Annotated in this window: 10 protein-coding genes; all 10 read right to left on the bottom strand. The window is 32.5% G+C overall.

Annotated features, from left to right (window positions below):
• Positions 1–1,068, bottom strand: a complete 1,068-nt coding sequence (locus ENLAB_RS14670) for a sensor histidine kinase (RefSeq protein ID WP_077452577.1) — start codon at positions 1,066–1,068, stop codon at positions 1–3.
• Entirely contained in the window at positions 1,065–1,796 is a 732-nt protein-coding gene (gene liaF, locus ENLAB_RS14665) for a cell wall-active antibiotics response protein LiaF (protein WP_010749367.1), read from the bottom strand. The genes ENLAB_RS14670 and liaF overlap by 4 nt, the downstream gene beginning before the upstream one ends.
• 152 nt (positions 1,797–1,948) lie before the next feature.
• Positions 1,949–2,428, bottom strand: a complete 480-nt coding sequence (gene greA, locus ENLAB_RS14660; RefSeq protein ID WP_005229556.1) for a transcription elongation factor GreA — start codon at positions 2,426–2,428, stop codon at positions 1,949–1,951.
• A gap of 115 nt (positions 2,429–2,543) precedes the next feature.
• Positions 2,544–3,887: an endolytic transglycosylase MltG gene (gene mltG / locus ENLAB_RS14655; RefSeq protein ID WP_086292795.1), complete on the bottom strand. Its 1,344-nt coding sequence runs from the start codon at positions 3,885–3,887 to the stop codon at positions 2,544–2,546.
• 126 nt (positions 3,888–4,013) lie between these two features.
• On the bottom strand, positions 4,014–5,729 hold the full coding sequence (locus ENLAB_RS14650) for a putative glycosyltransferase family protein (protein WP_244351770.1): 1,716 nt from the start codon (positions 5,727–5,729) through the stop codon (positions 4,014–4,016).
• A gap of 23 nt (positions 5,730–5,752) precedes the next feature.
• Positions 5,753–8,053, bottom strand: coding sequence for a CDP-glycerol glycerophosphotransferase family protein (locus ENLAB_RS14645; protein ID WP_244351768.1), 2,301 nt, complete (start codon positions 8,051–8,053; stop codon positions 5,753–5,755).
• Positions 8,054–8,180: 127 nt separating this feature from the next.
• On the bottom strand, positions 8,181–11,525 hold the full coding sequence (locus ENLAB_RS14640; RefSeq protein ID WP_244351765.1) for a CDP-glycerol glycerophosphotransferase family protein: 3,345 nt from the start codon (positions 11,523–11,525) through the stop codon (positions 8,181–8,183).
• A gap of 90 nt (positions 11,526–11,615) precedes the next feature.
• Entirely contained in the window at positions 11,616–12,356 is a 741-nt protein-coding gene (locus ENLAB_RS14635; protein ID WP_142963214.1) for a WecB/TagA/CpsF family glycosyltransferase, read from the bottom strand.
• Positions 12,346–13,491: a CDP-glycerol glycerophosphotransferase family protein gene (locus ENLAB_RS14630; RefSeq protein ID WP_244351762.1), complete on the bottom strand. Its 1,146-nt coding sequence runs from the start codon at positions 13,489–13,491 to the stop codon at positions 12,346–12,348. Before ENLAB_RS14630 ends, ENLAB_RS14635 begins: the two co-directional genes overlap by 11 nt.
• 161 nt (positions 13,492–13,652) lie before the next feature.
• Positions 13,653–15,605 carry a CDP-glycerol glycerophosphotransferase family protein gene (locus tag ENLAB_RS14625; protein WP_244351759.1) on the bottom strand — a complete coding sequence of 651 codons (1,953 nt, stop codon included), beginning with the start codon at positions 15,603–15,605 and terminating at the stop codon, positions 13,653–13,655.
• Positions 15,606–15,636: the final 31 nt, after the last annotated feature.

The raw sequence follows: 15,636 nt of genomic DNA, 5'->3' as shown, positions 1-15,636 counted from the left end.
TTATGCCTCCTTCAACAATGGAACTTTGATTTCAATGCTGGTTCCTTGCTTTTTAAAACTAATAATTTTCAACGTACCACCAACGGCACTCACCCGTTCTCGGATATTCATTAAGCCATAGCTGCCGGCTTTTTGATCCTGTGGATCAAAGCCAACCCCGTCATCGATCACCCGCAACAACACGTTATTATCGATGCGATGCAAGTAAACTTCTAACTCATCAGCTTTCGCGTGACGCAGTGTATTAGACAAGAGTTCTTGGATCACACGAAAGAGTTGATCTTCAATCGAACTAGGCATCGTAAAGTCTTCAATATCCCAAGTCAATAGAATTTTGATTTTGGTCTCTAATTCCTTTAACAATTGCTCGATTCCTTGCTTTAGACTCTTCCCTTCCAAAGTTACAGGTCGTAGATGAAGCAAGAGCGCCCGCATTTCAGATTGCGAAGCATTGATAATGTCTGTGACCATCGCTAACTGTTTCTTTTGGCTTTCTGGAGCATCTGTTCGAATCGCTTGCTCATTTAGTGCAGACATCATCATCATGGCGGCAAACAGCTGTTGAGAAACAGAGTCGTGCAATTCACGAGCCAGACGCTGCCTTTCTGCTTCTAAAATCTCTTCTTTCGTCTGACCATCAACAAACTGCGGTTTCGCATTCAATTGCTGTAATTCCATCGACATCTGTTTCATCTTCGATTGGATACTAGCAATATCACGATCCACATTCGCAATCAAATGGTTTTCAGACGCATGGGGGATTTTTGTTTCCAATAAAGGGCTATCGATATAGCCACTGGCTAACAGTCTTAGCTTTTCTTCCACCGGACCGTATTGGCGGTTGCGGAAAAAAGAAATCAGTAAGAAGACAGCTAAAGCAATCAATGCAGATATTACAAGCAAGTGAAAGACGATAGGAATGAAAAAAAGTTTGATTTGAAAGACTTCTATCAGCCAATTATTTTTCCCACTGGCATACAAATAGGAGAACAACATCAAAATCATGGTAAAAAAACTTGCTAAGCCTGCATAAAACGCGATCATGCCTCTTGAAAATTTCCCGATCATACCCGAATCACCTCAACATCACCAACAAGGGTATTCGTTAAAATTTTCAAACGCCGACTATTTTCGCCATAATCGGGGCTGTAGATTGTCACTTTTTCATTTTTCAAGCTCGTTTCTTCACCTTCAAAGATAACGGAGCCAATAAAAGTACTGTGCTCTAATTTGATTGCTATGCCAGCAGGCACTAAAATACGAGTTCTGCCGAAGCCTTTTCGTACGATCACGACATTTTCTTTCTTAGGCAACAGCGTGTTGCCTAGATCGATGAAAGTGTCTCCCGTCAAGATATCTAAATTGATATCGTCCCATTCATAAACTTGACTGCCAATTCGTTCATTGCCTAACCATTGCTGTTTTTGTTTCAACGGATGATCCGCCTTTGGTTCTTCGGTTTCAACGATGATCATTTGTTTTTTGCGCCAGAAGGAATTTTTAGTCAAATCGATTCCGGTAATCTCGACTCCTTTTAATCCAATAAATAAAATCGCAAAAATCAGCATCAGCCACAATGCTGGACTATTTAACAAACTGATCAAAATAGCAATGGAACTTGAGACCATCAAGAAATTTTTAAAATTGCTCTTGCGCTCACTTCGGTTCACCAGAACCAAGCACGTCACACCAAGTATTAATAAAAATAATAATGGCGGATTAGATAAAATTTGCCATACCGCAAAAAGCAGTAAGAGCGCTTCAACAATAAAGAAAAAACGCCAAGGACTTTTCATTCAAGCTCCTCCTCCTAGTAATTCTACTCTATCATACCTGAAAAAAAGGGTTTGTCCATCCGTCGCTGGTCCGAAAAAAGACCCTGTATGATCAATTTCCCTAAAGGAGAATGAACAACAGGGTCAACTAGATTTACCTAGCAATCAAACGATTAACTTTTCTTTACTTCTGTGATTCTTACTTGCATATCTCCGCCTGGCGTTGAGATCGTCACTTCATCGTTGACTTTTTTCCCAATCAAAGCACGAGCGATTGGTGAATCATTGGAAATTTTACCAGAAAAGGGATCTGCTTCAGCACTGCCGACGATCATGTACTCTTCTTCGTCACCATCAGGCAACTCCACAAAAATCACTGTTTTTCCGATGGAAACTTCATCAGAGTCGACACCTTCATTATCAATGATTTCTGCAAATCGAATCATATTTTCTAAAGTAGTGATTCGACCTTCGACAAACGCTTGTTCATCTTTGGCAGACTCATACTCTGAGTTTTCGGATAAATCGCCAAAACTGCGGGCTACCTTGATACGTTCAATGATTTCACCGCGTTTTACCGTTTTCAATTCTTCTAATTCTTGTTCTAACTTTTCTTTTCCTTCAAGTGTCATTGGGTAAACTTTTTCTACCATAGTTCTTTTCTCCTTTTAGTAACTTCTAATAAATCGCAAAAGGTAATCTTTTGCGATGAGTCCACAAAAGATTACCATGCTTTTTTTTAAATGTAAACTATAAACCTATGAAAATTTAATTTGAGGTATTGTTTACGTATTGTTCCACTAATTGCATATGCTGTTCATAGGTTTCTGCAAAGTAAACTTCTTGAGTATGAATATCAGCAACGAAATAATAGTAGTTGTTCGGTGTTGGATCTAAGACCGCTTGAATCGCTGCTTCACTTGGATTGTTGAATGGTCCAGGTCCGTAGCCAGTATGCACATAGAGGTTATAAGGAGAGTCAACTTGAGTGTCCTCATAAGTAACTAGCTCTTTGTGCTCGCCTAACGCGTATAGAATCGAAATATCCGATTGCAGCGGCATATCAATTGCTAAGCGATTGAAGAATACCTGTGCGATATTTTTACGATCTTCTAACTTACTACCTTCTTTTTCAACAAGTGATGCTAGAGTAAGAACTTCTTGGACGGTCATTTCTTTTTGAGCGATTTGATCGAAATATTTTGACATGACCGCATTTGATTTATCCACCATTTGAGTAACGACCTCTTCTAGGGTATTCCCTGTATAGTAGTCATACGTCGCTGGGAACAAGTATCCTTCGAGTCGGTAACGTACACCTTGTGCATCGCCGGCACTTGCTAAAAGATCAGGATAGGTTGCTTTCATTTTTTCAAAGAACTCGTCACTTTCCATCAAAGCTAAGAAATCATCTTTCGAGATATTCGTTGCTTCCGCTAGAGCATCACCGATTTGATCTACATCAAATCCTTCAGGAATGGTGACTTTGGCGTCAGAGGTGACCGATCCTTCGCCATTTTGTAGCATCTTCGCTATTTGATCCAATGTCATACTTGGCGCAAACTGATAATTTCCCGCTTGAAATCCAGTTAAATTATTGAATTTCGTATAATAGTTAAAGATCATACCACTCTTAATGATATTGTCTTCTTCCAATATTTCTCCAATTGCTTTGTTGGACGATCCACTAGGAATCTCAACAGCGACAGTTTCCGTGTCATCAGGATTCAAAGGCTGTAGCCCGGATGATACATAACGATACATTGAAAATCCTAAAACTCCACCGATAACGAGCAAAGCAAGAACTACGATCAAAACGATCCGATTGACAATTCGGTCTTCTTTTTTGCGTTGCTGCTTGCGCAATTGCGTTTCTCCACCTTCAGCTATGGGTAATTCTTCCGCTGCTGCCCTACGACTTGCAGCAGTTTGCTTTGCTTTTTTATTTTTGGTCTTTCCACTTGCAGTTCGCGAACCCACCTCTTCTTGAGGCTGTTGAATAGGACGCTCGTTCAAACCTTGGTCTTCCTGGGTTTGATCTGATTGAGGTTGCTTTAAAGCTCCTAATACTTCGTCTTTAAAGGACTTATCCTCTGGATGTTGTTTACTCAAAACAACTCCTCCTAACTTTCGTAATACTGGCTTGTACCATTATACACGAAAGTTAGGAGGAGTGGAATAGAATTAATTTCTAATTCGTTTCATTCTAAAGTAAAAAAGATTATATGAAAAACATTTTTATATTTTTTTGAACTGATTAATAATAATATAGCTTAAACTAATAATGAAAGTTATTCCTGAAAGGAATAAAGAAATCTTAATAGTCAAGGGAATCGGGTAAGAGACCCTAATTGCACGTACTTCACCTGCATTTAACTGGATTGTACCGATATCCGTTGTTCTTACATCAATAGGTTTTCCAGATGAAAGATCTTTAATCACAGTACCTTCGTATTTAAATATAGGAACGTTGACAATCTTATCATCATCTGATTCCCAAGAAACGACTATATCTCCGTTTAATACCTTTTTCTCAAAATTGGGATTTGGATTAATTACATATTCCCAATATTTGGAATATGGATCAAAGTGTTCAAAATCTTGGTTACTCAGCGGTTCTTTTAATGGTAAGTAATCAGAGGTCCCTTTTCTTACAACATCCAATACTTCACCCAGATTGTTACTTCTAATGACATTTCTTAATTCTTTGGCTGATAAGTTTGATGGCTTTTTATTTGGTGAGGCCAACACATTTTCAGAGTTCCACTCCGTCATTCGAGACATCACTCTGTCTTGTGCAATCGAAATTGAAAACAAGGCTGCTATCCCTAATACTATTAGTACCATTTCTTTCTTTAAATATTTGCAGGCATATTCAAAAGTAACTAATAACAAAATTGTCGGCACGATAATGAGCCTTGATGGAAATTGTAAGAATGATTCCAACGCCGGGAATAATTTCGAGAAGATATTCCATGGAAAGAAACGACTTGATAGTAGTAAAAATATACTTCCAGTAGTCATTAAAATTTTTGTTGTATTATTTATATGTCTCCAATTAATAACTAAATTTATTACTTGGAAAAAGAACAAAGAACTCAGCACAATTCCAATATTCGCTTGTCCATTTCCCTTTTCTGGTAAGAAATACACTGCATTTTTTAATAAGTCTAACGGAACTGTTTGTAAAAGTTGATTATCCTTTAAAAGATAAAACATTCCTAACCAAACATTCAAACTTAATAAAATAGCTATCCCTACAGAAAAGATCATGCTTAACAAGAATTCTTTTTTTAAAGTAGTTTTTATGAAAGCATATATCACACAAGGTAGCAGAACCAAAGTTGCTAGGAGTGAGGAAAACACATGGGTTTGTAATAAGACTCCCATACTCAATCCTAAACCTAACACAGAAAAATTTTGTTTTTTATCTACTAACATCTCGATCCCATAAAATATGACATATGGAATGAGCATATTTCCAATACCTGTAAAAGATCCTGCAGTATTCCAAGAGGCAACAAAATAAGTACCCATATAGATAGCACCCGAGAGAACTGCTAAAACGTCACTAACTGATAATTTTTTTGCAATACGATAGACACCATACGCACCAATAACGTTAACAAAAAAAGATGTAATTAACTGAAACTTAACCCAGCTTCCCGAAAGCAATAAGACTGCACCCAGTATATATGACATTCCTGGTCCATAAAATGCATTCACAATTCTTGCAGATTGTTGATAGGAAAACAAAGAGATAAAGTAATTGAAGTCCCCAGTTTTTAGTTGCATCATAGTCTCATAGATTCTATTCATATGGAAAATAGAATCAACGCCGAGAATATAACCTTTTGAAAATATTTGAGGACTTTGAATAATTATCGATAAAATAGCAAATATCACCCAAATAATTATACCCTTTTTCCATCCTGTAACCTTGTTTAAATACATATTACAACTCCTTACAAAAAATACTAATCTTTGAAAATTTTTTCCCAAGTATTTAACGCTTTTTCTTCATACGATGAAAACATAAACTTTTCATTAGGCAAAATATTTTTAATACCTAGATTAAACCCTCGAATCAAGCCATCAATCGAATTTTCAACTACTATTGTTTTATTTGACCCATCTAAGATTTCCAATGTTTCCGGTACATCAGTCATTATCACAGGTGTATTCACAGCTAGTGCTTCTAATACAACCATTCCTAACCCTTCATATCTACTACTAAAAATAAAATATGATGCTTTTTTCAATAAATTATAAGGGTTTCCCAAATTCTGCAAGAGATAGATAGAATCCTTTTTTTTACTACTGTTAATTTTATTTATGATTGTTTCCTTCTCGGGACCATATGACTCAATTAAAACTAAGTATACACTTTCTTCTTCAACAGTTTCAAATGCTTTTATCAATCTATCTAGACCTTTTTGTTTTGAAAATCTACCGATGTTAATAAAAATCTTATTCGATTTATCTTCAAACTTCTCAATTAGTTCTAATGGTATAGGATCCGTAATAGGCAAATTAGATAGCTTTTCTACTTTTTTCTTATTTATTAGGACATTACTAACAAAAGTATTAGCCTCGGGAACTAGATAATCAATTTTATTCTTTATTGTCCCACTTACGCAAATAACTTTGGTTGCTTCCTTGTAAGCTTCAAATAAAATATTCCTTTTTAAATATTTATTTAGTTCCATTTCTTTTTCTATGTCTGTATGCACAAAAATAATTGTCTTGATTCCAATTTTTTTTAGTATCCACATCCAAGATGCATATGAGCGGTCATATCCTGGATAATGAATAAAATATGAGGGGGCTAAATTAGGATACTGTCTTTTGAAATCTCTCAAATACATTTGTTCGACCAACTTTTTTGATGCTGGTTTTTCATTCATATAACTTAATGTCGCAAATGACTCCCTAATTGTTGCTTGCAATTTGCCAGCACTTATAAATGTGAAAACCCCTTTGGGAAGGTTTTTAATTTTATATTCTAACTTTTCTGGAATCATACCTTCTTGCCATGTCAATATATAGTTTCGTTTCGTTAAATCAACAGTTTCAAAATAATTTAATAAAGAAGCTGTTATTCCATTATCAGCAAGTTGATAGGCATAAATTAGAACGTTCTCCTTCTCATTCCAGTTATTTTGAACATTTATATTAGAGGATTTTTTTTCTGATAATAAAAAGTCTATAACTTGTAATGCACCATTTTCATTATCTGAATTACAATACGTTTTTATGAATTCATCATTCCTAAAACTATAATTTTGTCTCAAAGCTAAGATTAAACTTTCAGGATCTGTAACCTTCTTAAATGGAAGATCTTTTATTTTGAAGTACATTCCTCTTTCTGCTTCATACTCTTTTTCATCAAAAGTAAATAATAGAACTTCTCTCTTTGTCACTAAAAAATCAAACATTATAGAAGAATAATCAGTAATGATTTTTTCAACTGTTTGCATAAATGTATACGTTTCTTCTTTGGGAAACTTTTTCAAATGTTTAAAATTGTAAGAATCAAAATTTATTAAGTTTTCTTCGTAAGGATGGAGTTTCACAAACATCTCTTCATTATCAAGTAATAGATCATCCAGACGCTTTAAATTATCTATTAACTTATCAGAAATCATCACATTATTTGTATTTTTACCACGCCAAGTGGGCATATACAAATATCTTTTTGGTACAACTCTGTTAGCAAACAAATAAGAATTTCTTGGAGATGGAGCTATAACAATCTCATTTTTCACTATATCTTCGATGCCAAAATCTTTAATTAAAACCTTTTTAGTAAATTCATTACTGACAAATACTTTATCCGCAGAAGCCAAATTTCTTTGAATATTTCCATATCCTTGTATCTGTGTAGATTTACCTAAAAATTTTAATGGTGTTCCATGCCAAAATATATAATATTTTTGTTCAATACGTTTATTAAAAAAAGACCAAAAGGATGTATCATTTATAAGTATTTCAGCAGTTGCTAAATATTCAAAGTATTCCTTACTTAAGTGCTCAATGTTATAATTCTCGAACTCTGCAGGTAAATATGCATTTTTTCTTGTAACAATTTTAACACTATATTCCGGGTAAAATTGTAGAATATTTCTAGTTAAAGCAAAAATGTGTCCACTAAACTCCCTTCCATGGGATCCTTCGAGTAGAATCGTTTTCTTTTTTATTGGTAAGTTTCTAAACTTTAAATATCGCAACTCATTGGGAGTCATCACATTATTTTTTATTTTTTCTTTAAATTTCATCTTCGGCTCCTATAATTGTAGAATCAATATCCTTTTATTTCTTCCCTACAAGAAATAGTAACACAAAAAGCTATAATTATGAGCACGACTTGCCGTATCAACAATTATAGCTAAATGTATACGATTTTTAATTTATTTCTTTATAAAAACTTTCAATAGCTTCTTGATTGTATCTATATGGATCAAAAGAGGTAAAAATACCTTTGTAAGACCAGGCTCTTAATAAACCATTTTTAATATCTTCTGAGGAAGTTCCTTTTGTGAGTAATCCATATTCTTCATCTTGACCTAGTACATTAATATTCGCTGGTATGTTAGAAGCCAGTATTTTCATTCCTAAAGTCATTGATTCCAATAATACCATTGGCTGCCCTTCGTAATAAGATGGTAAAACAAATAGATCCGTTTCTTTAATAAAATTAAAGGGAGAACTCAGATGACCTAACATAAATACTGATCCTTCTTGATTTGTATCTTTAATACACTGAATCAGCTCTTTTTCTAAAGGACCTTTTCCTAAAATGTAAAGCCGACTCTTCGGATTTTCTAGTCTAAATTCAGCAAAAGCTTCAATCAAATTTTTCTGATTCTTTTCTGGAGATAACCTTCCCATATTCACTATATTAAAATAATTTTTGTCAAGAAACGGAACTTTTTGAAAACCTAGATCGACTTTGGGTAATACGAAATTTGTTTCTGATTTTTTTTCAGATTTATCATTTGCTTCTTTAAAGTCTTCTTCTGAAATTTCAATTACAAATTTCGAATCAATATAACCAATTGATATATCGTTATTTAAAAGTAATTTATAAAATTTATTACTTCCCACATGACTGATTTCCTTAATTTTAAAGGGCTGTTCCAAATAGTCCTCTGAAAAAGGAATACTCTCCGAACCAGTAGTTCCTTTTGGGGCAGACCATAATTCAATATTCGGTATGTTTTTGATTTTTCCATAAAAATTCGTGTTCTCAACGAAATCTGTAAAATAAACAGGTTCAATTGTTTCTAGTTTTTTTGTGCGGCGTATGAAATAACTGTTTATAGGAGAATAACGACTTGTTTCATGTATTCTCATTAAAGGTCTTGGTGATACCCACCCCAATGATTTCTGGTTATACTTCACATAGAAGTATCTTCCTGCATCTGTGTATGCAACTTTGTCAATCTCAAAATACCGATTTTTAAATGGCCGTACGTAACTAATAATTTTATCTTTTTTCGTATTAGTCTTTATGTCTTCCCAAATCGGATAATTCAAAAATCTTGATACTGTTGCAAAACCGTGGAAGTCCTCAATTCTTTGAGTATTAATTTCTTTGGGAATTACATATTTTTGGGATATCCAACCTAAATACATATTGTCAACAGAAACTTTAAAAAATAGTTCATCATCAACACAAAACGATGCATATTGGACCACTGTAGATTCTTTTGATACTTCTTTTCTAGAGAATGTTTTCTTTTGTAAGGAGTTAATATTCAATGCATACTCAATTATTCCAGAATTCTCAAACTGTAAGAAACCTCTTTTCACATTCAATTGTTGTTTCACTTCGACTACAGTCCGTTTTTCTAAAATTTTCTCGATGTTAATTGTATTATACACGTAACTCATTTGCTCATTAGTAACATAATTCTTCAAATTATTATAATTGACGTCTCTTGTCATAGGTGAAACGCTCAATAGCTTATCAAACTTATAGTATATAGAGAACAAACCATTTAAATCTTTAAACATTGGCATTTTCCCATTCACTTCTCTACGAGAATCGGAATAGAGATCATTGTGCATAAAAACTATATATTTTTTTGCATCTGCTCCTAAAATGTGCCTTCCCCAAAAGTAGCTGTAACCACTAAAATCAATCGCTACGTCAAATTTTAAGTTACCAACAAGCCTATTCATCTCTCTACGATACCCGTTTTCCGGATAATTTCTTCTTTGATTTTTCTCTACACCCTGATCAGCAAATTTTTTGTTAATTAATTTTTCTTTTCTCGTAAGAATATCAATTCCAAAGCGGAAAAGAGGCCGAATGTTTTTATTCATTGCCTTAAGATTGTTATTGATTTCCTCATTATTTGAAGGATTGCAAATAACGGTAACATCATACTTTGTATAATCAATATTGTTTGTCAAATTTAAAAAACTTGATGTTATTCCATTGTTCCTCATGCCACCAGGAAATATTAGCAGCTTTTTCTTTTTTGAATTCACTGTATGAACTTTAATCTTATCTGAAACTTGGTTGTTAAAAATGTAATCTACATATTTTTTTGTTACATGTCCATCTTCATATGGAACCATACGCTTAGCCATCTCTTCATATTTCTTTTGAAATTTAGTATGATTCATTTCTACCGATTGAATCAATTTTAGCAACTCTTCAAAGTTTTCTGCAGTAGGACCAGGTAACTCATCATTTGTCAGATACATTCCTCTTTCAAAACTGTATAAATCTTTATCCCATGCGTAAAAAATGATTGGTTTTTTTGTAACTAAGAAGTCGAAAAATATGCTTGAATAATCCGTGATGAGCACATCAGTGATAGACAAAACTTCGTTGGCATCAACTAGATCTGATATTAATAGACCAAATAATCTACTATCATTTTTTAACTCATTATAAATAAATGGATGAACTTTTACTAAAACATCATATTCATCGTAAAACTTTTCTTTTAATCTTAACGTTTCATTGACTATTTGTTCAATATCATCTGTTGCCTGATGAACATTTTGACCTTTCCAAGTAGGACAATAGAGAATTTTCTTTCTATCACCACGTAAATCTACACCAACACCCTGCAGTTTTTCATAAACAGAATCTTTATTTTGGGATAGTGTAGCGTCGATTCTAGGATATCCCCCCTCTAATATTTCTCCTGTATAAATTCCTTTTAATTTATAACTATCAATGAAAACATTAGAAGTATGTGCGTTTGGTGATAGAATATAATCTGTCATCAAAAAATTTCTTAACACATTTTGAGAATGAGAAATTGATCCCGGTATATCAAACCCCATAAACTTAAGAGGTGTACCATGCCAAGTATTAATGTATATTTGATCTGGTCTTTTAACAAAAAATGATTCAAATGTCGAATTTGAAACAAGGTATTTAGCTTTTAGGAGTGCATCTACATATTCCAGTGTGTCACGATAAACAAATTTTACTCTCTTTTTAGATGGCTCCGAAATAGTATTTTTTATGCCTTCAACGTCTTTATCAATAACCCAAATATGATTAAAGTCAGAAAATCTTTCATCTTTTGTTAAGTAGTTAAATATAGCCAATGGGGAATCTACGATTGATTTGCCATCTCTTGTTTCATATAGGATAGTTTTAGACTCAATTGGTGTGCTCTCATAATGATCTGCATAATATAGTCTCATACGATGTTTTAGATCGGGAAAAATAATCCGTTGCACGGAATTAGCTTTTGTATATATTTTCTTCAAAACCACAATTAGTTCCTCCAATAGTTATGTAAATTAACTTCATCTTTTTATTCAATCCAAAAAGATCAACTATTTAATTTACTTACTAAATAAATTTTATCTATTTCTTTTATCATTGCGCATACTCCAAACAATACTTTTACATAAAAAGATAGGAAGTTGTAAAATTCTTCCTAATCGTTTGGGGTTACTTAAAGATCGGTAGAGCCACTCCAGATGAAATTTAATAAAAATATCTGGTGCTCTTTTAACGTGTCCACTAATTACATCAAAGCTTCCGCCTACATCTTGAAAAATGGACACATTAAGTTCATGTATGTTACGAGCTAACCATTGTTCTTGACGTGGAAACCCTAAAGCAACAAAAAGTATATCAGATTTTGATTCATTAATTTGACTGATAATTTCTTTATCCTTCAATTGATTATATCCATCTATGGCTCCTGCCACAACTAAATCCGGATATGAATGTTTTATATTTTTTACAGTATCTTCTAAGATTTGCGGTTTTGCCCCGTATAAAAAAATTCGTTTATTATTTTCATTTGCATAAGCCAATATTCTTATCATTAAATCAAAACCCGTTACTCTATTAAATATACTCCCTCCAGTTAATCTTGAAACTAAAACAATTCCTATACCATCCGGGATCCTATGAGTGCTTCTCCAAATAAAATCAACGATATCAGGATATTTTTTTGATTCCGTAACAATTTGCGGGTTAATACTAATAATTGTCATTTTACGGTGTCTATCCAAGTAATTGGAAATATCTTCAATTATATTATCATACGATAAATTATCAACTGGAATTCCCATTATTAATTCAGATTTCATAAGTGACTTCAATCCATTCTATAAGTTGCTTAATAGCTTTTCCATTTGCGTATTCATTCCATATTAGATTAAAATGCTTTAAACTAGTATTTTCTTGCTTATTAATAATTTCAACAACATCTTCAATGTTCTCGACTATCTCATACTCTTCACTCATAAAAAAATCAGCTTGTAATCCAACTTCTTTTTTATAGTTATCCAAATCAGGACAGAAAAAAACAATGTTCCCATCAGGATTAGCAAGAGAATACTCGAATGGGATGGAGGAATAATCAGTAATCAAAACATCTGTTAAAAAAAGAGTTTCTTGCAAATTAAATTTATTCAAATGTGTCTTGATACTGGGATATATTTTTAGTTGCTCTTTAAGCACGTTATCTCTTGGATGAGGATGCACCAACAATAAACTATCATCTGAGATATTTGAAGATAAATATCCTAAATCAATATAACTATGGCTATGTTCTCTGTAAGTAGGAGCATACAAAATGATTTTTTTATTTATATTTTCTTTCACCTGTAACATTTTCTTTTTTGTTCCTTCATTGAGATAGTAATCTGTTAAAGGATAACCAAATTTCAAAATATTTGGATCGATTTGGTAGCTACTCTTAAATATATCAGCCATTTTTGATGAACTAACTACTATATCCGTGATTTTTTTATAAACTTGTCTATATCTATCCTTATTTTTATCCGAAGCATGTTTAGCATAATTTGCTTCAAGTCCAAATGTCTTAATTGCTCCGTTTGCATGCCAAATTTGAAGTATCTTTGTTTCTTTGCAAAAATCAATACCACCCAAAATCGGAAAATAATTATCACATATTATTACCTTTGCCCCCTTTAATAATGGAATGATTTTTGTAAATAGACTACTAAGGGAATTTAGACTATAAACTTGACATCCTCTTAGCTTAAATTTTTTAGCTAAGTCAGTGCAATTACTTGTATAAATCACAACTAATCTTTTCCCATAAATCTTGTACAACTCTTCCAAAAAATAATAACTCGTAGATTCAAAACTCAACAAAATAATAATGTTATTGTGTTTATTTTTAGATAGCTTGCTTACTTTACTTACTGCGGCTAAATAAAACGATTTAAGATATGTAGTAATAGAATTAGTAATCATAGTTCCTCTTCAACCTTTTGACATTTAAATTAATTATACTATATTTTTAGTTTTACAAAAACGGGTAGATTAATAAACAGCACATCTTCATATAAATTCCGCACTTCTTACTTTGGAATAAATATTTGATGGCTGTTTATTAAGTATTATTTAAAATTTAATCAAATTGATTTTTTTAAAGTTTCGTAAATTCTTTTGCAAGCATTACGATCATTATATTTATAAATTTTTTCAGGTATTAATTTCTTAAATTCCTTGTCCATTTTGTATCGTTTTACCTTTTGATCAATTTCGTTTATTAGGTCATCCTCAATATGGAAAATTTTTCCTGGAAGAAAATTCTTACTCGATTCTTCTGCTCTTTGTTCCTTCAATTCAACATCAAATTGATAGTAAAGAACAGGTCTTCTTTGAATGGCGAAATCCAGACCCACACTTGAAAAATCAGTTATTAATATCCCATGTCCTTTTAATAGTGCTTGGACGGTAGTATCGGATGCCTTGATGATATTAACAAAATCAGAAGTGAATAGATGGTTATACTTTTGGAAATTATTGTGAAGATACAAGTCGATTGTAATTCCTTTATCCAAAACCAATTTTCTTAACCTTGCATTATTAATTAAGGAATGAAAAACCTTATAAAACGTTGTTTCTATAAAATCCTCATCCGAAAGTTTTTCTTGCCCCATTCGCCATGAAGGCATAATTAAAACTTTCTTTCGTACTTTATACGACTCAAAAAAACCGTTATCTTTCAGCAAATTATCAAATCTAGCTAAACCAGTTACTGCTATATCTTCTTCAGGGTAATATAGTTCATCTCTGACAATGCTCTTTTCTCGCTCAGAAGAAACAATAAATTTATTTATTAGGTTAGGATGTGTTTTTCTCCCATACATATATTCTAAATTTCTGACTCCAATTATACCATGTTGTAAAAACAGCTTATACATACCTTTGATTTTCTGTTCAGCGGAAGCAGATAAAACAGGTACTGCATAGTTAGGGGTATGTGTATGCGCCAAAAAATTAGCTTTAAAAAAGTAATCTATATGCTCTTTGCTTTTATAAAAAACAACATTTGATAGGTATTTTTCCAAAAGATGTAAATCATTTGAAGCACGTGAGATAATATAAATAGGTTTAAAAGTATTCTGTTCCTCCATTAAATATTTAAAAAAAGCTAATCCATTTTCCTGAGCTTTGTATGGATATTCTGTTATCAAGATTGTATTTTCTGAATCTATTATTTCAGAATTTTCCTTCTCTTTAAAATAACTATATATATCTTTTTTTAAAAAACCAATTCTACACGATAAATTCCCCAACCCTGTCTCATACCATCGCACTAAAACTTTCATATTATCCGAATAGTCTAACCAAGTTTCTTCATTGAACAGATCAGTGAAAATTATTCTAGATTTAAAATTTGTCAATGGTAGCATTTCTGAGCTAGTAGTAATAAAAAAGTCAATAACGGTCGTATCATAGTCATCGTAGTCAAATCTCGTGATTATTGTTTTTAATACCTGAGGAAAGTCTATTGTAACTTCAAATGCATTAAAAAATACATTAGGTTCCACTCTTCTACTTTCTAACCACTTAGATTTCAAATCAAATTGAAACTTTTCCTTGCGATTAGAGATAATAAAATCCAAGTTGTTAATCGGAATTCCATATGATTCAACATCTACTTTAAAAGAAATAAGGTGATTTTTCTTAATAACCGAGTTCGAAATTTTACAATTCTTCACATAACTTTTTGCTGAAGGAATTTGGTTCCAAATAAACCTTAAGGTTTTGTCTAAAGTAATATATAAATATATTAAAGTGTCATTTGCAAGCAATTGTGGCGAATTTGCAAATTGAATATCAAAATCATCTATGGATATTTCTTTTGAATCATCGCCATAATAAATATTAACGCGGTCTTCTTGGTCTTTAGTCATTAGATTGGCTACATCAGTTACCTCAACATACCATGTTAGACTATCAATTTTATTAAAGGTAGAAACACCTTTTTTATTTTTTATAACTAAATTTGTTAGCTCAGAGTTTTCAGTTCGAAGAACAAAACGTCCATTTTCAGCTTTTATATATAATTTTTCCATGACCCCACTCTTCTATTTTCAATCTTATTAA

The organism is Enterococcus innesii, from assembly GCF_022846515.1.
GTDB lineage: Bacteria > Bacillota > Bacilli > Lactobacillales > Enterococcaceae > Enterococcus_D > Enterococcus_D innesii.
Note: the sequence above shows the minus strand (reverse complement) of the source record. Positions and strands in the feature narration are given on the sequence as shown.